The sequence below is a fragment of the Bacillus sp. MUM 13 genome (assembly GCF_001866725.1).
Classification (GTDB): domain Bacteria; phylum Bacillota; class Bacilli; order Bacillales; family DSM-1321; genus Peribacillus.
This window is the reverse complement of record NZ_MLYQ01000038.1, coordinates 59,870-79,696: the sequence shown is the minus strand read 5'-3', so window position 1 is coordinate 79,696 and position 19,827 is coordinate 59,870. Positions and strand designations below refer to the sequence as shown.

Below are 19,827 nucleotides of genomic sequence, written 5' to 3'. Positions count from 1 at the left end.
ATAAAGTAAAGATGTGAAACGGAAAGGAAGTTATGAAGATGAATTCCATAGACAATCCTATTTTACTTAAAGACATTGAAATCTATACAGCCAGCAAAATTATCAAACATGGATTCATTAAAATAAAAAACCAAAAAATTATTGAGCTTGGACCTCTTGAAGACCTGGCCGATGAAGAAGGTTTCAAGACTATGGAGATCCCCGCAAGCTATACCGCAGTTCCTGGATTTATTGATGTCCATATACATGGTGTAAATGGTGCTGATGTGATGGATTCAACTGTAGAAGCGCTGGAGACGATGTCCAAGGCATTGCCAAAAGAAGGTACAACAAGCTTTCTGGCTACTACGATGACACAAGCAGTTGTGGAAATTGAGAAAGCACTGCAAAACGCGGGAGAGTATATTTCAAACCGGCAATCTCCAGGCAAAGCTGAAGTGCTCGGAATTCATCTGGAAGGGCCATTTGTTAATGCAAATAAGGCAGGGGCCCAGCCTGTCCATCATATAAAGGATCCTGATTTAAAGCTGTTTAAAAGCTGGGAGAGCCTTTCGGGCGGCACAATCAAGCTGGTCACCCTGGCACCTGAACAGCCGGGCGGACTCGAGATGATCCGCTATTTAAAGGAAAACGGAATGATTGCCTCCATAGGGCACTCTGATGCTACTTATGAGGAAGTTATGGATGCGATTGATGCAGGGGCCAATCATGTTACGCATTTATACAACCAGATGAGAGGGCTTCACCATCGCGAGCCGGGAGTTGTTGGAGCGGCTTTCCTGAGAAATGAATTAAAAGCTGAACTTATCGCAGATGGAATTCATGTACGTCCAGAAATGGCCGAGCTTGCTCTTAAGCAGAAAAGCAAGGATGGCCTGATTTTAATAACGGATGCCATGAGGGCAAAGTGCCTGAAAAATGGACAATATGACTTGGGCGGCCAGGACGTCACAGTAGAAAATGGCAAGGCGGTTTTAGCGGACGGAACGCTTGCAGGCAGCATTCTGAAATTAGGAAAAGCAGTAACCAACATGATGTCCTTTACAGGCTGTACGCTTAGGGACGCCATTGATATGGCTTCTTCAAATCCTGCCAGGCAATTAAATATATATGACCGGAAAGGAAGCATTGAAGCAGGAAAGGATGCAGATATAGTCATTCTTGATGAAAATCACGAGGTATTTCTTACATTATGCCGAGGGGGAATTGCTTATATCAGAGGAGGAATCCAGAATGAAAACAATCATAGTTAAAGATTATGAAGAAATGAGCCAAAAAGCTGCCGGATATATTATTAAAAAAGTGCGGGAAAATCCTAAAATAACACTTGGCCTTGCAACTGGGGGTACACCTGTTGGAACATACAGGAACCTGATTGAAGACCATGAAAAAAACGGCACCTCCTACAAGCATGCCACAACCTTTAATTTGGACGAGTATGTCGGCTTGCCTCAGGAAAATCCGCAAAGCTATCGTTCCTTTATGGATGATAACCTTTTTAACCATATTGATATTATTAAAACGGAAACACATGTCCCAAGCGGAAATAAAGAGACACTTCATACAGAATGTGAAAAGTATGAAAAGTTACTGAGCGACCATGGAGGCGTGGATCTTCAGCTTTTAGGAATTGGGGGTAATGGCCATATCGGTTTTAACGAACCTGGCACTTCATTTGATTCCAAAACCCATATTGTTGACCTTGCACCTTCTACTATAGAGGCAAACAGCAGGTTTTTTGAAAGCGGGCAAGAGGTTCCGACACAGGCGATTACAATGGGTATTCAAACAATTATGAACAGCAGGGAGATTCTCCTTATCGTCTCTGGAGAAAATAAGAGGGAGGCCCTGTCTCAGCTTTTGAATGGAGAAGAAGTGAGTGAGAGCTTCCCTGCCTCGGTTCTCAGAAACCACCCGTGTGTTACAATCATTGCAGATGAAGCAGCAAGTGCAAACATCAAATATGGTATTTAAAGGAAAGGTTCGGTTGAATGGCGAATGATAAATAAAAATTCTCCTATTCCTATCTATTATCAGCTGGAGGAGCATATAAAGAATCTAATTGAAAACGGCGAGTTAAAACCGGGAGATTCGCTTCCTGCCGAAAGAGAGTATGCCGAAAAATATCAAATAAGCAGGATGACTGTCAGGCAGGCATTTACACAGCTTGTTAACGCCGGATACCTGCATCGGATGCAGGGAAAGGGTACATTTGTATCTCAGCGGAAAATAGAACAGCCGCTTCAGGGCCTGACCAGTTTTACAGAGGATATGAAGGCAAGGGGCCTTGCGCCTGGAAGCCAATTAGTGAACTTTGAAATCATTCCTGCCTCAAGCCAGATTGCCCACACTTTATCCATAGGTGAATATGGCCCTGTTTACGAAATAAAAAGAATCCGTCTGGCTGATGATGTGCCTATGGCCCTGGAGACCAACTACATTTCTGCAAATCTTATTAAAGGCCTTACAGAAGATATCGTGAACCGCTCTTTATATGCCTATATAGAGGAACAGCTTGGCTTTCATATAGAACATGCTTCACAGGTCATTGAGTCTTCAATTGCAAGCAGAATGGAAGCGAAATTCCTCCAAATCCAAACAGGTGCGCCTGTTATGCGAATAGAGAGGAATACGTTTTTGAAAGACGGCACACCGGTTGAGTTTGTTAAATCTTCTTATCGTGCAGATCGTTATAAATTCATGATTTCTATGAAACGCTGAACAAAAAGGCGGCTGGCTCTTAACATGTCCAAGCCATATTTTAAGAAAATTAAACAACTGATAGATACCGTGGAAAAAGATTGATGTGGCGGATACAGCAAGGGAAAGGGGAGCCTTTGTGAATGTAATCACTTCTCCCCGCTATGCCAATTCTCAATCTTCCCGGCATAGCAGCAGGAAATACCTTTATCAAGCAGGTGATTATACAATCGACAACCACATTGAAGCTGGAGACACGCTTATGAAGGAAGAAGCACTGGATATTTTGGCTCTGGATCAACTATCATTGGCATGGCTATACTTAATGGAATCATAACAGAAGCCGTAAAAATAATAATGATTTCAAAAGGTTTTACACCACCTATATTTAGAAGCGGCAATGTGGACGGTGCAAAGGAGCATAACAGCAAGCTGATTGACCGCTATAAAAACAGAATTCCGATGCTGGAAATTTGACTGAAGATGGGCTGATTCTCATCTTTTTTTAGGCTGTTTTCGTAAACTTTGTTGTATGAAAAAAGGGGTTGATTTCCGCTCCAGGATGCTCGCTTTCCACGCAGGCGGTGAGCCTCCCCGGCTGTGCCTGCGGTCTCACCTTCCCGTTAATCTAAGCAGGAGTCTCGCACCTTACGCTCCAATCAACCTGACTTTGTAAAGGGAACGCCTCACTAACAAATTAAAAAAACAACAATCTTTAAGAAAAGTGCCTTTTTTATGATTCTAAGCAGCACGGCGAAAACAGCAGACAGTCTCAAACATCATCTTTTCGAAATAAAACGTTAGATGTATAATGAAACGGGGAAATGACTAAATTTTCTTAAGTTTGTGTTCAAAGCATTCAGCACAGGGGAATGACAAAGAGGGGGAAATGCAGTATGAATATCGAGAAATTTCAAGAAAGCATGTACAGCTTAATTGTGGAAACGTCTACAAACCTTCCGAAAGATGTGCGCAGAGCCATTAAAAAGGCGAAGCAGCTTGAAAATGCGGGAACCCGTTCTGCCATGAGTTTATCAACCATCACTGAAAATATAACAATGGCAGATGACAATGTATCGCCGATTTGCCAGGATACAGGTCTGCCGACTTTTAAAATCAAAACGCCGGTTGGGGTAAACCAGCTTGAAATTAAAAGTGCAATCAAAAATGCAATGGTATTGGCTACAAAAGCGGGCAAGCTTCGTCCAAATGCAGTTGATTCATTGACAGGGGACAACAGCGGAGACAATCTTGGCGAAGGATTGCCAGTTATGAAATTCGACCAATGGGAAAAGGATTATATAGATGTCCGCCTGATTTTAAAGGGCGGCGGCTGTGAAAATAAAAACATCCAGTATAGCCTGCCATGCGAGCTGGAAGGACTAGGGAAAGCAGGACGTGATCTAGACGGGATCCGTAAATGCATTCTTCATTCTGTATATCAGGCCCAGGGACAAGGCTGCAGTGCGGGATTTATCGGAGTGGGCATCGGCGGCGACCGTTCATCCGGCTATGATTTGGCCAAGCAGCAGCTTTTCAGGAGCAATGATGATATTAACCCGCATGAAGATCTAAGAAAGCTTGAAGAATATATTATTAAAAACGCCAACGAGCTTGGAATCGGGACTATGGGGTTTGGAGGGGAAACGACTCTTTTAGGCTGCAAAATCGGCGTCATGCACCGTATACCCGCAAGCTTCTTTGTATCTGTTGCATACAATTGCTGGGCTTTCCGCAGGCTTGGTGTGGCCATCCATCCGGAAACCGGCGAAATCAATGAATGGCTCTATCAGGAAGGCGAAAAAATTGATTTTGGTGCCGAAAGAGAAACAGCTGACGTTGAATCAGCGGCGGCAGCAGAAGATGCTGCTCCAGCCAGCCGTGAAGTAGTATTGACTGCTCCAATCACAGAGGAACAGATCCGTGAATTAAAAGTGGGCGATGTAGTCCATATAAATGGAATGATGTACACAGGACGCGATGCCATCCATAAATATCTGTCCGAACATGATTCACCTGTAGATTTGAATGGCCAGATCATCTACCACTGTGGTCCGGTCATGCTAAAGGATCAGGAAGGCAAATGGCATGTAAAGGCTGCCGGCCCTACAACAAGCATACGTGAAGAGCCCTACCAGGGAGACATCATGAAAAGGTTCGGCATACGTGCTGTAATCGGAAAAGGCGGAATGGGACCCAAAACGCTTGCTGCCCTGCAGGAGCATGGAGGCGTATACCTGAATGCCATCGGAGGTGCAGCACAATATTATGCTGACTGCATCAAGTCTGTTGAAGGTGTCGACTTGACACAGTTCGGTATCCCGGAAGCTATGTGGCACTTAAAGGCAGAGGGCTTCACTGCAGTCGTGACCATGGATTCTCATGGAAACAGCCTGCATAAAGACGTACAGCAATCCTCGCTTGAGAAGCTGTCACAGTTTAAAGAACCTGTGTTTAAATAAAGGACCGTCAGTGAAATGTCAGCTTCCTTATCAGAAGCTGGCGTTTTTTTATGGAGAATTTAAAACACAATTGGCTCGAATCAGACGTAATTTCGCCCTAATGAAAGCGGATTTCGCTCGAATCACAGAGAAATTGGCTTGAATGAAGCTTAAATCGGCACAATTTTCCAATTATAGGGAAATCAAAGCCATAGATATGCAGTTTTTTTTAAAAAAACAGCTTTTGCCCGGACAAAAACAGAGCTTGTACATAAAGTATAGAGAAAGGAGAGTGATTATTACATGAATAACAACTACTTCTTATACTTTCTTGCCATTTTGAGCGGCTTTGCTCTGGTTATTCTTCCCGGACTGGTGAAAGCAGGTGCGCTTGCTTCCTTCGCTGCTTCCATTGCCCCTGTTGCAGCAGGCATTGGCATGATTACTGTTGTTGTTTTCTCTCTTGTTTTAATTTATCAGGCATTTAAAACACTATTTGCCTAAGAAATAAAACGGGGGCCTTATTTATTAAAATAGGGCCCTTTTCTATGCCGTATATTTTCCCTCCAACTCCAAACAATAAAAAAAAGAAATGGATGGAGGAAATAAGATGAAGAAGTATATTCTCCTGATTATGCTGTTAACACTGCTGCCTTTGCACGCAAATGCGGGGCCGTCTAATACATCTTATAACTGGGGTTTTAATAAAGGGAAGAATGGACAGCCGGCTGAAGCAGGGGCCATGTATGATAACATGATAAAAAAATATGGTGCAGTCTATAAAGGGGATTCCGCTAAAAAAGACATTTACTTAACATTTGATAATGGCTATGAAAACGGCTATACCGGAAAAATTCTGGATGTTATGAAAAAGCAGCATGTGCCTGCTGCATTTTTTGTAACAGGACACTACTTAAAATCAGCTCCAGACCTTGTGAGAAGGATGGCATCGGAAGGGCATATTGTCGGAAATCACTCATGGAGCCATCCTGATATGTCCAGAACCGCAGATGATGTCATTAAATCCGAGCTGCAAAAGGTAAAAGATGAAACACAGAAAATCACGGGACAAAAAACGATGAACTACTTAAGGCCTCCGCGGGGGGTGTTCAGTGAGCGGACAATGGATGTTGCCAGAAAAGAGGGGTATTATCATATTTTCTGGTCTCTTGCTTATAAGGACTGGATTACCGATGAGCAAAAGGGTGCGCAATATGCACATGATGCTGTAATGAAGCAAATTCATCCTGGAGCGATCCTGCTGCTTCACACTGTTTCAAAGGATAACGCGGACGCTCTGGACTCGATCATCACGGATTTGAAAAAACAGGGCTATGTATTTAAAAGCCTTGATGATTTAATGATAAAAGATCAATTGCCGGATAAAATGCTTTATTGATGAAGCGGCATTAAAGTGCAAGAGCTGTCTCTTTCCCTTTGATGCCGTTTTTCCTATTGAGCTTATTATTGATTAGAGACAAGTATTATTGCCGGAAACATGCTATAATACGTGGAAAACTGCTAAAGGAAGATGACTGTGTGGACTGAAAAATTATCGGTGCAGGCCCCTTATAACTTTGAACTGGTTCTTGAACGACTGCTGCTTGATCCGCTGCATGCAGTGGACGAGGAAAACAAAACTGTTAAGGTCCCACTTACTATAGAAGGAAATCCTCTAGTGTTCACAGTAAAAAGCATGGGGAGTACAGAAGATCCGCTGTTTGAAATTCAAGGTGAGACAACAGAATTTAAAGACCTGGCCCTTCAGCGCATAAAGAAAATTTTTCATTGGCATCAGCCTTTGCATACAATAGCTTCGCATTTTGAGGGCTCGGATTTAAAAGAAATATTCGCTGAACATCGCGGAACGGCCATCGTTCTGGATTTTGATTATTACAGCTGTTTAGTAAAATGTATCATCCATCAGCAATTGAACCTCGCCTTTGCGCATACCCTGACGGAGAGATTTGTGCATGCATTCGGCTTTCAAAAGGATGGTGTATGGTTTTATCCTGCTCCCGAAACAGCTGCTACACTGACAGTCGAGCAGCTGAGAGAGCTTCAATTCAGCACCCGAAAAGCAGAATATGTGATTGGGCTTTCTGGGCTGATTGCAGACGGAAGCTTGAACCTTGAAGAACTGGCTCAAAAGCCAGATGAAGAAATCATCAATACATTAATAAAGATACGGGGGATTGGAAAGTGGACAGCCGAAAACTTTCTTTTATTCGGTGCAGGGCGTCCTAATCTTTTCCCGAAAGCAGATATCGGCATCCAAAATGCACTTAAGCAATTATATGGATTGGATGCTAAACCAAATCAGGATGAAATGGAAAGCTACAGCAAGAGCTGGGCGCCATTTTTAAGCTATGCATCCCTTTATTTATGGAGAAGCATTGAAAAACGGAGTGAGAAGAAATGAAAACAGAAGATAACCAATTGGAAGTTAACCAGACTTTCCCCTTAACAATAAAAAGACTAGGCATTAATGGTGAAGGAGTCGGCTATTTTAAACGGAAAGTCGTCTTTGTGCCAGGAGCTCTTCCAGGAGAAGAAATTGTGGCTGAAGCTGTTAAGGTACAGTCGAAATTCTCAGAAGCGAAGATTAAAACAATACGCAAACCTTCCCCGGACCGCATCAACCCTCCTTGTCCAGTGTATGAAGAGTGCGGCGGATGCCAGCTTCAGCATATGAGCTACAGCAGGCAGCTCACAGAAAAGCGTGATATCGTAATCCAGTCCATGGAGCGTTACGGTAAAGTGCCGCTGGATTCATTGAATATTAAAGAAACGATTGGAATGGAGGATCCGTGGTTTTACCGTAATAAAAGCCAATTTCAGGTCGGCCTTAAAAACGGGAAAGTGATTGCAGGGCTATATGGATTGAATTCACATGATTTGATTGATATCCCTAATTGCATTGTACAGCATCCTAAAAGCAATAAAGCAACAAGGATGATTAAGAAAATCCTTACGAATCTTGGCATTTCCATTTATAACGAAAGAAAGAAAAAAGGCGCGATCCGGACAATCATTACCCGTGTAGGATTTGAAACCGGCGAAGTCCAGGTTGTGCTCGTCACGAACACGGAAGAGCTGCCGCAAAAGGAGAAACTGATTGAATTGATTAAAAGTCAGCTTCCTGAAGTAAAGTCCATCATTCAAAATGTGAACAATAAAAATACATCTTTGATTTTTGGAGACAAAACGATCCTGCTGGACGGGGAACAGGTGATTACCGAAACACTTGGAGACCTATCGTATGAACTGTCAGCACGGACATTCTTCCAGCTGAATCCGATCCAGACTGTTAAATTATATGATGAAGTCAAAAAGGCAGCAGCTTTGACAGGCACTGAAAAAGTTGTGGATGCTTACTGCGGAGTCGGCACGATCGGCCTATGGCTTGCTGGCGATGCCAAAGAAGTCCGGGGTATGGACACAATCAGAGAATCGGTTGAAGATGCAAGGCAAAACGCAAAGCGCCATAAAGTGAATAACGTAAAATATGAAACAGGAAAAGCAGAAAACATCCTTCCGCGCTGGGCCAAAGAAGGCTGGAAGCCAGATGTGCTTGTTGCCGACCCTCCAAGAAGCGGCTTAGACGACAATCTGCTGCAAACGATCCTGAAAGTACAGCCAAAGAAAGTCATATACGTATCCTGCAATCCATCCACACTTGCGAAGGACCTGCAGATCCTGAGCAAGAGCTACAAAGTAAAATACATGCAGCCTGTCGATATGTTCCCGCAGACAGCTCATGTGGAAGTTGTAACGGAATTGGAATTGAATTGTAACTAAGCAATAAACTCACTAACCCGATTTTTCCTTCGAGTGGGAAAAAAGAATTCGCAAAAAAGCATGGAAAATACAGGGCTATTCCTTACGGGATAAGCCTTTTTGTTTTTTTAGGCTTCGGATAACCTTTTTTCAAGGTTTCGGAAGATTTTACTTTTACAGCGGACGAAGGAATGCGGGGGGAGTGGGGTGAAATCGGAAGGGATTATTGTGGCAGTACATAGTAGGAACAAAAAAAGAGAAAAATTAAATTTTTTCACTTCAAGTTAAAGGGACAGTTTAATGGAGGAAGGTTTTTAACCCCTTGTTAGCGAAGACAGTATAGGGATTTTATGACACTTTAAAGTATAGGGAGGAAATATGTTTAACTGTGAAATTTTAACGTTACCAGCCTATCGGGCAGTAGGATTGAAATGGGAGGGTACATTTTCAGAAATCGTACCTAATTTAAAAAAAGTAATTCAACAATGTGAAGATCGAGCAAATGAATTAGAGTATAAGGTAAATTCGAGTTTTCAATTAGGCCTATCTTATCATGTAGTGGAAAATGGATTCGTACATTATGCCGTGTATGAAGTAAGTGAGGAGCAGGAGATCCCTGATGGAATGATTGAAATAAGGGTTCCTGAATGGACATATGTGAAAACCACACATAAGAAAGGAAAAGATATACAAAAGACATACACGGATTTACAACAATGGTTGTTTGCTAGTGACTATACTCCCTTGCGAGAAGCTGGTGTAGAATACTTTGATCCTTACATGCCAATTAAACATGAATATTATCCAGTTGATCGTGATCCTAATGATCCGCATTTTGATATCTATATACCCATTGAAAAAAAATAAATGTTTCTCATTCAACAAACGGTGCGATCCTTATTGAAAATAAGGAGCAAGATAGTGAATGAAGTCGAGAGAGAAGAAATGTAATATGCTGGAAACGTGTCCTTCTGAAGCACCGATTATAAACCTGCTAATACAGTTCAATTAAATACTATCGAATATCGTTTAGAAAGTGACTCTATTGGAGAAATATACGAGAAAGAAATCTTCAAAGATTGATAAATAATATGAAGCAATCGCATCCCTTTTATCAGAAGGTATTTTATTTTCACCGAGTGCTTTGGCAGAACTTAAAGGATAATCAGGTGCTGGAGTACGGCGCTTCAATTCCAAGGGATTATTGCGGGGTACATGAAGTTATATAACTAAAAAATTACTTCCAATGAAATAAATATTTGTCATTGTCTGACCCTTATTTCGCAAGAAAAAATTTTGCGATTTCGGGGTCTTTTTCCTGTTAAAACCTTGCCAATTAAGTAGTCTTTCGATTTTTTCTTCGTTGCCTTTCAGAAAACTAACTCGCTAATAGGCAGTATTTTAGAGAAAATCGTTTTGTTTGTATGAAGTATGTGATGTTAAAATATAGTTAAGCCAGTTTGATAAAAAGTGCCTAAGCATGGTATAAGTGTAGATGAAGCAGGGACATGCTGCTTTTTAATTTTGGGCTGCGATTTTCGGTAACCCATTATGAGAGGATTGAAATTTGAAGATGAATAATAATTTTTGGCGTGATTTACCGCGTCCATTTTTTATACTGGCTCCAATGGAGGATGTGACGGATGTTGTTTTTCGTCATGTAGTGAGTGAAGCAGCCAGACCTGATGTATTTTTTACCGAGTTTACGAACTCTGAGAGTTATTGTCACCCTGAGGGGAAACAGAGTGTGCGCGGACGTTTGACTTTTACAGAGGATGAACAGCCAATGGTAGCCCATATATGGGGGGATAAGCCTGAAAACTTCCGGAAAATGAGTATTGGTATGGCGGAAATGGGCTACCGGGGAGTGGATATCAATATGGGCTGTCCTGTACCTAATGTGACACAAAATGGGAAGGGAAGCGGCCTTATCCTCCGTCCAGAGGTTGCAGCAGAATTAATACAAGCAGCTAAAGCAGGAGGCTTGCCTGTAAGTGTAAAGACAAGGCTTGGTTTCACGGATGTTGATGAATGGAAAGGGTGGCTGACCCACATTCTGAAACAAGACATTGTTAATCTTTCCATTCATCTGCGTACAAGGCAGGAAATGAGCAAAGTGGATGCTCACTGGGAACTGATCCCGGAAATCAAAAAACTTCGTGACCAGGTGGCACCAGACACACTGCTGACAATAAACGGAGATATCCCTGACCGTCAAACTGGCTTACAGCTCGCCAATCAATACGGTATTGACGGGGTTATGATTGGGCGCGGCATTTTCAATAATCCATTTGCCTTTGAAAAGGAGCCAAAAGAGCATAGCAGTAAGGAATTGCTTGATCTCTTAAGGCTGCATGTGGATCTTCATGATAAATATTCAAAACTAGAGCTGCGTTCGTTCAAGGCTCTTCACCGCTTTTTCAAGATATATGTCCGCGCCTTTCCCGGCGCAGGTGAATTAAGAAATCAATTAATGAACACAAATTCAACAGATGAAGTCCGCACATTGCTCGATAAATTTGTATCAGAAAATCTCTAAGGGTACAGGATAGCAGGACTTGATTCCGGGAGTTTGAATGTTTCCTTAGCAGTTAATTGGCTGGTGTGAAGGCGGTATAGAACCGGATCCGCACCGCCAATTTTTTTGCTTTGTTTTTTGTCAGTACAGTACTCTTTTTTCATGATATTTAGTAGATTGCCCCGAATTGTTGCCGGAGGGAGCACGACTTATGCCAGTCTACTCTTGTGTTTCTTTGCAGCAGTGTAATAGTTAATTTTTTCAAGAATAAGCTCTTCCAGGGCGAATTTCGTTTAAATATAGTAAAATAGATAGAGAATGTTATAGACGAAAGGAATTAACTAACATGACATACAAAATGATTGTCCTCGATTTAGATGATACATTGCTGCGTAATGATTTGACGATTTCTCCAAGGACCAAGCAGGCCTTGATGGATGCCCAGGAAATGGGGGCTAAGGTGGTACTGGCTTCAGGGCGGCCGACTAGTGCGATGCTCCCGATTGCTGAGGAACTGAAATTAAAAGAGTACGGCAGCTTTATTCTTTCTTTTAATGGAGCGAAAATAATCAATTGCCAAACAGGCGAGGAATTGTTCAGCTCTACATTGCCGACTGAAACAATCCATCAATTATATGACATCAGCCGCAGAGAAAACGTCTTGATCCATACGTATGTCGGAGATACGATTGTGACTGAAGATGCAAATCAGTACACAGATGTTGAAGGCCAGCTGACTAACCTGCCAATACACGTTGTAGATAGCTTTAAAGAGGCTGTAACAGAGCCGGTTGTGAAAGCATTAATGCTTGAAGAACCTGACTTTCTTAAAAAAGTGGAAGAAAAGCTCCAGAAAGAATTTGCAGGAAGCTTAAGTGTAATGCGGTCAAAACCTTTCTTCCTCGAGTTCACTGAAGCAGATGTAACAAAAGGGACCAGCCTGAACTCTCTTATCGGCAAGCTTGGCATCAGCCGTGATGAAGTGATAGCGGTCGGCGACAGCAATAATGACTTATCCATGATTGAATTTGCAGGCCTTGGAGTTGCCATGGGAAATGCAACTGATGAAATAAAAGCAAAAGCAGATTTTATCACAGATTCTAATATGAATGACGGCGTTGCTAAAGTAGTTGAAGAGTTTATTCTAAAAACAGTATCTGTACAATAAACTGGGTCTTTTTGCTTTGGTAATTGTGAATACTTTCACATCACTTTCTTATAATGATGGAGCAGAAGCAGGGAGCCACAAGCAAAAATCTATCCGCAAGGCTGTTTTTATAAGCTTTGTTGCTATGAAACAAGTGGTTGATTTCCGCTCCCGGATGCTCGCTTTCCGCGGGGCGGGCGGTGAGGCTCCTCTGCTTCGCCTGCGGGAGTCTCATCTTCCCGCTAATCCCGCAGGAGTTTCTTATATTACGCTCCAATCAACCCGATTTAACAATGTGATTGCCTCATAGGACTCATCCAAAAACAACAATTTTTAAGAAAAGATCCATCCGCAAAAAGCAGATTTAATATTGTAGTAAGGCAGCTTCCGTCTTATCAGCGGAGTTGCCTTTTTTACCGTCAGCTCTGTTATAGTTCTATAGCTTTTCACTGCTTTAATACATAATCGTACAGGTAAATCTGTAAAACATGTCTCTGACGTGTTAAGCTAGTTATTCAATGGCCGGCAGGTAATGGGTATTGATGAAGGATACTGGAGATACAATATTAAGGGTTATACTTAATGTTATTTATTACAATAAAGTATAAGCAATAATGCTTTTACTTTCCAAGCAGGGGGAACTAAAGATGGTTATGGATAATAATGATATATTAATTAGATTGAGATATGCACTGGATATTAAAAATACAGATATGGTAAAGATTTTTAATCTCGGAGGCATCGAAGCATCTAAAGAAGAAGTCTTGAAAATGCTTATTAAAACCAAGGATAGTTATTATGATGAAGCGGGCAATGATGATCCGGAAGAAGAAGAGAATATAAAAGTCGATAATTACACGCTAGAATCATTTTTAAATGGACTTATTGTATTCAAACGGGGAAAACAGGAAACAAAACCTGGAGAACCTGAAAGACCGGCAATCACTATCAAAAATAATGGCAGCGTCAATAATGTCTTACTGAAGAAATTAAAAATAGCTCTATCATTAACAAGCGAAGATATGATTGAAATATTAGATGATGCAGGAGTCGTTATATCTAAGGGGGAGTTAGGCGCTTTATTAAGAAAAGAAGGACATAAGAATTATAAAGCTTGCGGTGATCGGTACGCCAGGAATTTCCTGAAGGGATTAGCTTTAAGTTACAGAGCATAACGGAATGCCAGTTTTAAATTTTGCGGGAAACATTTATTAAATAAATACTGTTTTGCTACATAGGTATGAATGAAGGCAGTCAGCCCATAGGGCGGCTGCCTTTACATTAGCTGGTATAAATAAAACACTAGCCTGTAGAATGGTTTGTACATAATAAACCTTAAACGCGTCAATTATGCAGGGTGCGGGTATAATATGATGTATGTGATATTTATCAGGATTCCTGGTTCTGGAAGAGAAAATAAGTGAGAACAATGCCGATGGTTTACTGTAAAACAAAGAAAGGGGAGAGATGATGACAAAAGAAATAAGTGAAACAGGCTGGAATTTTGACAATAGTTATGCACGCCTTCCTGAATCGTTTTTTACAAATATCCAATTAAATCCGGTACGCTCGCCTGAGCTGGTTATTCTTAATAAACCGCTGGCTGTATCATTGGGACTTAACGCTTTGGAGCTTCAAAGTCAAGATGGTGTAGAAGTGCTGGCAGGCAACCGCATACCTGAAGGAGGTATGGCACTTGCCCAAGCTTACGCCGGGCATCAGTTCGGGCAATTGAATATGTTAGGTGATGGACGGGCTTTGCTGCTGGGAGAGCAGATCACTCCTGGAGATGAGCGTGCTGATATTCAGCTTAAGGGTTCAGGCAGGACCCCTTATTCCCGCGGAGGAGACGGGAGAGCAGCACTCGGGCCGATGCTGCGTGAATATATCATCAGTGAAGCCATGCATGCACTCGGTATTCCTACTACCCGCAGTTTGGCAGTGGTGAAAACTGGAGAGACCATAATCCGCGAAACAGTGCTGCCGGGTGCAGTTATGACGCGCGTGGCTGCCAGCCATCTTCGTGTGGGAACTTTTCAATATGCTGCAGGTGCAAAAGCGGTAACAGCTGGAGAACTTCAAGCATTGGCAGATTATGCTTTGAAGCGCCATTTCCCAGAGGTGGAAAATGATGAAAATCGATATCTTTCCCTGCTTCAGGAAGTAATCAAACGCCAGGCTGCCCTGATTGCAAAATGGCAGCTGGCTGGTTTTATCCACGGTGTAATGAATACCGACAACATGGCGATAAGCGGGGAAACCATTGATTATGGCCCTTGCGCATTTATGGATGTTTATGATCCGGCAACAGTTTTCAGTTCCATTGATATTCAGGGACGCTATGCCTATGCAAATCAGCCGAATATAGGCGGCTGGAACCTTGCGCGATTCGCTGAATCCCTGCTTACTCTGCTGCATGATGATCCAAAAGAGGCTGTCAAGCTGGCCCAGGATGCAATCTCGGAATTTCCTAAGCTATATCACCAAAATTGGCTGGCTGGAATGAGGGCAAAACTTGGTTTGTTTAATGAAGAGAAAGAAGATCAAGCACTTATCGAAGATCTTCTCAGCATGATGCATAAATATAAAGCGGATTATACCAATACCTTCCGCGCATTAACATTGGATAAGGACACGGATCTGTTTGGTGCAGAGGAATTTGCTCATTGGCATGCAGCCTGGAAGGAGAGACTTGGAAGGCAGGAAGAATTGGCGGACTCATCGAAAGAGCTGATGAAGAGCAGTAATCCAGCCATCATCCCCCGTAACCACAGGGTAGAAGAGGCACTGGAAGCTGCAAATCAAGGAGACTACGGGGTGATGGAAAAGCTGCTTAAGGCACTTTCAAACCCATACGACTATTCACCTGAAATGGAAGAATACACGAAGCTGCCTGAAACAACAAACTGTGCTTATCAAACCTATTGCGGGACATGATGAGATAACCGTATTACATCGCTATAAATAAATTAGATTAATATTTTTGTTCAGGCTTGAGGCCTCTCCTTATACAAGGTGAGGCCTTAAATTTGTTGATCCATGATCCTGAGGATTTTTAGCTTTAGTAACCTGAATATTGCGGGTTATTAAAGCTAAAACATATAATAATTCTAGCAGAATTGAAAGATATTGGAGCGGATTAAGGAACTATCCAGGAGACTGGTATTCCAGGGAGCACTGGGTAACCTACTCCCTTGGGTCAATCGGCTCCAATGTAATCATCTCAAAAGGAATGGGTGGGCCGCCAAAGTAGTCGTAATCAAGGGCGCTTCCAAGGCCAGGAAGTTTGTGCGGGTTCCCGAAAGAACGCCGTGGGAATACCAATTTGCGGTAGATGGGCGGTGCCCTATAAGACGGTTAACAGCAAAGGATTAATGGACCGGATTTCTGTGTTTAGTGCGAAGGAGGGGAAGGTTGGTAGGGTTGTAATAAATTACCCTCCAATAGCATCAGCAACTTCTTTCTCGTATACTTTTTTCAGCTTTCCTTCGTCAGCCGTCCGATATTTCTTTTCTAATTTAGTGCGTAATAGTGACCAAATGTAGCCTTGTTCAAACATGTCTCTATCATATTTATGGTCTAATTCCTTTTGGGTTATTCCTAAGCTGTCAGCGAAGGCTGCTTTCGATGGTGGTGAATATTTTTCGAATTTATTAATATATCTATCTAGTTTTTCATTCTCTATATGCACATGATATTTATCTAATGCGATTGCTTTCCATATCTTATATGTATGTTCTTCTTGCTTTGATAATTGGACGACCTGTTTTTTGGACAAGTCTGTTTTGTTATATAATTTTTCTTGTACTAATGTGCGAATGATCCACTTTTTCTGTGAGTCATCATGCACCTTGAAATTTTGAGCTTCAGACAGAACTTCATCATACGCTTTTTTGTATTGACTATAAGAATAGTTTGCAAGATATTCTTGTTCTTTTTTGCTTTTTAGTTTAACAGTAATTTGATCAGGTGAATTTTTTTGACATCCTGTAATTGAGACTAGGCTAAAAGACAAAAGAAATATACTTACCAGGACCTTCATTGACGAGCTCCTTTAAATAGTATTTTCCTTATTTTAACATATGTCTTTGGTGTTGAATAGGCATTGGGGTTGCTGAAAACTTCTGTGATTTTTGGATTAAAAAAACACCAAAGACTCATAAACATATCTTCATCCTTTATTTAGCTTACATTTACAACGCTGACATACAAAAACAAAACCTATATTAGTAGTAAGGCATATGTGGAAAGAGAAGGGTCCGCCGTTAAGGAGGATTACTATGGACAAGTTTCAGGCTCTTATTATAAAATGACGGCGAACTTTAAAACGAGAGCAGAAGCAGTAAAAGTTGGTAAGGATCTGAAACGAAGAAAATTAATAAAGAATTATTCCTCAATTGAAAAGGGACGATTATTCAGCTGCAATTAAAGGTGCAGAATAATCGTCCCTTTTTAGAATCGTCATTGTTTCATTAAAGTATACGCTTATCCAAGAAGGATAACGCCTATTTTTGTTAAAGTTATTGTATGAAGGAGCAATTTTAGCCGATATTCAATTATGAAGAAACCAAGGGGGAAACTAATATGACAAAGAGAAATAGGAAGTTATCACTAGAACAGCGTGAAGAGCTGCTCAACACTTTGAAAGCCCGCTTTGAGAAAAACATGCACAGGCATAGAGGTCTTGAATGGGATAAAGTACAAGCTAAGATTGAAGCTAATAATGAAAAACTATGGTCGCTCAATGAAATGGAGGGAACTGGAGGTGAACCGGATGTCGTTGGACATGATAATAGGACGGATGAATACATTTTTGTTGATTGCTCAGCGGAAAGCCCTAAAGGCCGCAGAAGTGTTTGCTACGACCGGGAAGCGTTAGAGTCAAGAAAAAAGAACAAACCAGAAAATAACGCTATTGATATGGCTGCTGCTATGGGAATAGAACTTTTAACGGAAGAACAATATCGGGAACTGCAGAAACTTGAAAATTTCGATCTGAAAACTTCGAGCTGGGTGCAAACACCTGGCTATATTAGAAAGCTTGGCGGTGCCATATTTTGTGATTGCCGCTATGACACTGTATTTGTGTACCACAATGGAGCGGAATCTTACTATGCTGCAAGGAGTTTCCGTGGCATGCTCAGGGTCTGAACTTTGAACAAACATCTCAATTTGTATTTGAGGAATGGATTACCTGGGAAATTCTAATTTTTCTTCTTCAACTATGTGTTGTAAGATGAAAAATTGGATGCATCAGTAGCTCTTTTTTCGCAGCAGGCAGTTAGAATATAATTGAACAGCGCAGTCAATTCTGTACTTTTTTTACTGCGGATACGCTAGGCAAAGCACCTTGAAGTATTGCGTTTGGAGCAGAGTCCGCCATGAAAGTCCGGTAATGCTTTTTACAAAAAGCAATGCTTGCAATTTTATTATGTATAGATAATTTTTTTAAATTTCATTTCAAATGTTTATATTCAGTTCATAAATATTTTATATAATCTGCGTATCAAATGTTGAAAGGGTTAGATATCAATGGAAAGCATTACAAAATATAAGGAACCAGTTTTAGCTGATAAGAGCAATAAAATTCTGGTGATGATGGGTTTGATAATTGGACTGATTTTTTCTGAGCTGGATGAAACAGTGGTTAATACAGCAATGCCGACAATCATCCGTGACTTAGGCGGTTTAGCTGTGTATGGATGGGTCGGGGGCGTGTATATGTTAACAATGTCCGCATTCATGCCAATATTGGGGAAATTAGCAGATTTAATGGGACGCAAAAAAATATATTTAACAAGTATGGCATTTTTCATGGGCGGATCGATTGTCTGCGGGCTATCACATTCTATGACTCTTCTCCTTATTGGACGCGGGATTCAAGGGTTGGGTGCGGGAGGCTTAATGCCGCTTGCTATGACCATTTCAAGTGATCTCTTTCCCGTTGAGCAGCGGGCAAAAGTACAAGGATTCATGGGCCCGATTATGTTTATTCCGATGTTATTAGGACCATTGATGGGCGGGTATTTTGTCGATCAGGTGAGCTGGCATTGGATTTTCTTTGTTAATATTCCTGTTGGGATCATAGCAGCACTTTTTTTGGCAAGCGGATTGCGTGAAACAGCTATTAAGAAACAAGTGGTTATTGATTGGGGAGGGGCGCTGTTATTGGTTGCTTCAATAGTATCCTTGCTGATCACGCCTGTTCTTGTAGAAAACAATGGCTACACGTGGGACTCATCGCTTATTATTGGCCTGCTTTGCCTGGGAGCTGTTTTAATTGGAATTTTTATTTGGGTTGAGACCAAGGTAAAAGAACCAATTGTACCATTGCATTTATTTAAAAACCGCAATATTCTTGTGTTGTCATTAATTGTCTTTACTGTAGGCATCGGCTTGATGGGATCTTTTTCCTCATTCCCTTATTTTGCACAAAACGTGCTGGGACTGACTCCGACAGAAGCTGGCTATTTGACATTGCCAATGATGGTTGGAGCAGTTGGGTCAGCTATGGTAAGCGGTTTTCTGCTCACAAAAGTGCGCTACCGTGAACTATTTGGAATTGCATTTATCATGCCGATTATCGGATTTTACCTGTTTTCTCATATGAGTATTCATACAACCATTACTCAAATAATTATTTTCTTTTTCATTACAGGTCTTGGGTTAGGAGTTTTGTTTGGAGGAGATAATCTCATTGTTCAGGAGTCTGTTGAAAAAGAAAATAAAGGAATTGCCCTTGCGACTGTTCCGTTATTTCAAACTATTGGGGCAACAGTCGGAGTCAGTCTCTTTGGGAATTTGTTATCCTCCACCCTTACCTCTAAATTGAACAGCTTAGGTGATAAACTTCCTGAAAGTATGACTGCAAATATGAAAAATTTAGCTGCAGCAGGTGTTCCTCACGGGTTGCCGGCAGGGCTATTAACACAAGTTAAAACATTATTCATAGAAGCATTTCAGCATATTTACATGTACTCATTTATCATCGCGATCATTGCGTTTGTTTTGACATGGTTTTTGAAGAAAGAAGTATTATCACCCAAATCTGATGAAGAGATTTAAGGAAATTTTTTCTTGTTTCATAATCGGGGAGGGGATTAATCTGTATACATCCGCATATTATCCATACAGTATGTTATAATGTAAACAAACCTTTGAAGTCTTAAATTTTTTTTACATTACCTGTTTCATCTCCCTGCTCTAATAATGAGCAGGGTTTTTTTATGCTATAAAAGAAT

18 protein-coding genes are annotated in these 19,827 nt (G+C 41.3%); 17 read left to right on the top strand and 1 reads right to left on the bottom strand.

Features of this window, described 5'->3' with window-relative positions; genetic code table 11:
• The first annotated feature begins 38 nt into the window (after positions 1-38).
• The 15 genes from nagA (at position 39) to BIV59_RS11370 (ending at position 15,523) form a co-directional block, all read left to right on the top strand.
• Positions 39-1,253: an N-acetylglucosamine-6-phosphate deacetylase gene (gene nagA / locus BIV59_RS11440; RefSeq protein WP_071351613.1), complete on the top strand. Its 1,215-nt coding sequence runs from the start codon at positions 39-41 to the stop codon at positions 1,251-1,253.
• A complete protein-coding gene (nagB, locus tag BIV59_RS11435) occupies positions 1,234-1,974 on the top strand; it encodes a glucosamine-6-phosphate deaminase (protein WP_071351612.1) in 741 nt (246 codons plus the stop codon). Before nagA ends, nagB begins: the two co-directional genes overlap by 20 nt.
• 24 nt (positions 1,975-1,998) lie before the next feature.
• Positions 1,999-2,721 carry a GntR family transcriptional regulator gene (locus BIV59_RS11430; RefSeq protein ID WP_071351611.1) on the top strand — a complete coding sequence of 241 codons (723 nt, stop codon included), beginning with the start codon at positions 1,999-2,001 and terminating at the stop codon, positions 2,719-2,721.
• Between the two features lie 118 nt (positions 2,722-2,839).
• Positions 2,840-3,037: a hypothetical protein gene (locus BIV59_RS11425; protein ID WP_139194357.1), complete on the top strand. Its 198-nt coding sequence runs from the start codon at positions 2,840-2,842 to the stop codon at positions 3,035-3,037.
• A gap of 559 nt (positions 3,038-3,596) precedes the next feature.
• A complete protein-coding gene (locus BIV59_RS11420; RefSeq protein ID WP_071351609.1) occupies positions 3,597-5,162 on the top strand; it encodes a fumarate hydratase in 1,566 nt (521 codons plus the stop codon).
• A gap of 282 nt (positions 5,163-5,444) precedes the next feature.
• Entirely contained in the window at positions 5,445-5,645 is a 201-nt protein-coding gene (locus BIV59_RS11415; protein ID WP_071351608.1) for a hypothetical protein, read from the top strand.
• Between the two features lie 106 nt (positions 5,646-5,751).
• Positions 5,752-6,540, top strand: a complete 789-nt coding sequence (gene pdaA, locus BIV59_RS11410; protein WP_071351607.1) for a delta-lactam-biosynthetic de-N-acetylase — start codon at positions 5,752-5,754, stop codon at positions 6,538-6,540.
• A 138-nt stretch (positions 6,541-6,678) separates the two neighbouring features.
• Positions 6,679-7,563: a DNA-3-methyladenine glycosylase family protein gene (locus tag BIV59_RS11405; protein ID WP_071351606.1), complete on the top strand. Its 885-nt coding sequence runs from the start codon at positions 6,679-6,681 to the stop codon at positions 7,561-7,563.
• Positions 7,560-8,942: a 23S rRNA (uracil(1939)-C(5))-methyltransferase RlmD gene (gene rlmD, locus BIV59_RS11400; protein ID WP_071351605.1), complete on the top strand. Its 1,383-nt coding sequence runs from the start codon at positions 7,560-7,562 to the stop codon at positions 8,940-8,942. The genes BIV59_RS11405 and rlmD overlap by 4 nt, the downstream gene beginning before the upstream one ends.
• A gap of 357 nt (positions 8,943-9,299) precedes the next feature.
• On the top strand, positions 9,300-9,788 hold the full coding sequence (locus BIV59_RS11395) for a GyrI-like domain-containing protein (RefSeq protein WP_071351604.1): 489 nt from the start codon (positions 9,300-9,302) through the stop codon (positions 9,786-9,788).
• Between the two features lie 706 nt (positions 9,789-10,494).
• Entirely contained in the window at positions 10,495-11,460 is a 966-nt protein-coding gene (locus BIV59_RS11390; protein WP_071351678.1) for a tRNA dihydrouridine synthase, read from the top strand.
• A gap of 325 nt (positions 11,461-11,785) precedes the next feature.
• Complete coding sequence (locus BIV59_RS11385) at positions 11,786-12,607, top strand: Cof-type HAD-IIB family hydrolase (RefSeq protein ID WP_071351603.1); 822 nt, start codon at positions 11,786-11,788, stop codon at positions 12,605-12,607.
• A 16-nt stretch (positions 12,608-12,623) separates the two neighbouring features.
• Positions 12,624-12,896, top strand: coding sequence for a hypothetical protein (locus BIV59_RS23645; RefSeq protein WP_071351602.1), 273 nt, complete (start codon positions 12,624-12,626; stop codon positions 12,894-12,896).
• 337 nt (positions 12,897-13,233) lie between these two features.
• Complete coding sequence (locus BIV59_RS11375; RefSeq protein WP_071351601.1) at positions 13,234-13,761, top strand: YehS family protein; 528 nt, start codon at positions 13,234-13,236, stop codon at positions 13,759-13,761.
• 295 nt (positions 13,762-14,056) lie between these two features.
• The gene (locus BIV59_RS11370; protein WP_071351600.1) at positions 14,057-15,523 is read left to right on the top strand and encodes a protein adenylyltransferase SelO; all 1,467 of its coding nucleotides are present in this window, start codon (positions 14,057-14,059) and stop codon (positions 15,521-15,523) included.
• Between the two features lie 496 nt (positions 15,524-16,019).
• On the opposite strand, the gene BIV59_RS11360 is transcribed toward BIV59_RS11370, so the two are convergent.
• Complete coding sequence (locus BIV59_RS11360) at positions 16,020-16,628, bottom strand: hypothetical protein (RefSeq protein WP_071351598.1); 609 nt, start codon at positions 16,626-16,628, stop codon at positions 16,020-16,022.
• Between the two features lie 542 nt (positions 16,629-17,170).
• On the opposite strand from BIV59_RS11360, the gene BIV59_RS11355 reads away from it, so the two are divergent.
• Positions 17,171-17,737, top strand: a complete 567-nt coding sequence (locus tag BIV59_RS11355; RefSeq protein WP_071351597.1) for a DUF4256 domain-containing protein — start codon at positions 17,171-17,173, stop codon at positions 17,735-17,737.
• Between the two features lie 381 nt (positions 17,738-18,118).
• The gene (locus BIV59_RS11350) at positions 18,119-19,651 is read left to right on the top strand and encodes an MDR family MFS transporter (RefSeq protein ID WP_071351596.1); all 1,533 of its coding nucleotides are present in this window, start codon (positions 18,119-18,121) and stop codon (positions 19,649-19,651) included.
• The last annotated feature ends 176 nt before the right edge of the window (positions 19,652-19,827 follow it).

What these genes read in the sequence shown, in the direction of transcription:
- nagA (WP_071351613.1), top strand. Translation starts at nt 39, where the DNA reads ATGAATTCCATAGACAATCCTATTTTACTTAAAGACATTGAAATCTAT.
- nagB (WP_071351612.1), top strand. Translation starts at nt 1,234, where the DNA reads ATGAAAACAATCATAGTTAAAGATTATGAAGAAATGAGCCAAAAAGCT.
- BIV59_RS11430 (WP_071351611.1), top strand. Translation starts at nt 1,999, where the DNA reads ATGATAAATAAAAATTCTCCTATTCCTATCTATTATCAGCTGGAGGAG.
- BIV59_RS11420 (WP_071351609.1), top strand. Translation starts at nt 3,597, where the DNA reads ATGAATATCGAGAAATTTCAAGAAAGCATGTACAGCTTAATTGTGGAA.
- BIV59_RS11415 (WP_071351608.1), top strand. Translation starts at nt 5,445, where the DNA reads ATGAATAACAACTACTTCTTATACTTTCTTGCCATTTTGAGCGGCTTT.
- pdaA (WP_071351607.1), top strand. Translation starts at nt 5,752, where the DNA reads ATGAAGAAGTATATTCTCCTGATTATGCTGTTAACACTGCTGCCTTTG.
- rlmD (WP_071351605.1), top strand. Translation starts at nt 7,560, where the DNA reads ATGAAAACAGAAGATAACCAATTGGAAGTTAACCAGACTTTCCCCTTA.
- BIV59_RS11395 (WP_071351604.1), top strand. Translation starts at nt 9,300, where the DNA reads ATGTTTAACTGTGAAATTTTAACGTTACCAGCCTATCGGGCAGTAGGA.
- BIV59_RS11390 (WP_071351678.1), top strand. Translation starts at nt 10,495, where the DNA reads ATGAATAATAATTTTTGGCGTGATTTACCGCGTCCATTTTTTATACTG.
- BIV59_RS11385 (WP_071351603.1), top strand. Translation starts at nt 11,786, where the DNA reads ATGACATACAAAATGATTGTCCTCGATTTAGATGATACATTGCTGCGT.
- BIV59_RS11375 (WP_071351601.1), top strand. Translation starts at nt 13,234, where the DNA reads ATGGTTATGGATAATAATGATATATTAATTAGATTGAGATATGCACTG.
- BIV59_RS11370 (WP_071351600.1), top strand. Translation starts at nt 14,057, where the DNA reads ATGACAAAAGAAATAAGTGAAACAGGCTGGAATTTTGACAATAGTTAT.
- BIV59_RS11360 (WP_071351598.1), bottom strand. Translation starts at nt 16,628, where the DNA reads ATGAAGGTCCTGGTAAGTATATTTCTTTTGTCTTTTAGCCTAGTCTCA.
- BIV59_RS11355 (WP_071351597.1), top strand. Translation starts at nt 17,171, where the DNA reads ATGACAAAGAGAAATAGGAAGTTATCACTAGAACAGCGTGAAGAGCTG.
- BIV59_RS11350 (WP_071351596.1), top strand. Translation starts at nt 18,119, where the DNA reads ATGGAAAGCATTACAAAATATAAGGAACCAGTTTTAGCTGATAAGAGC.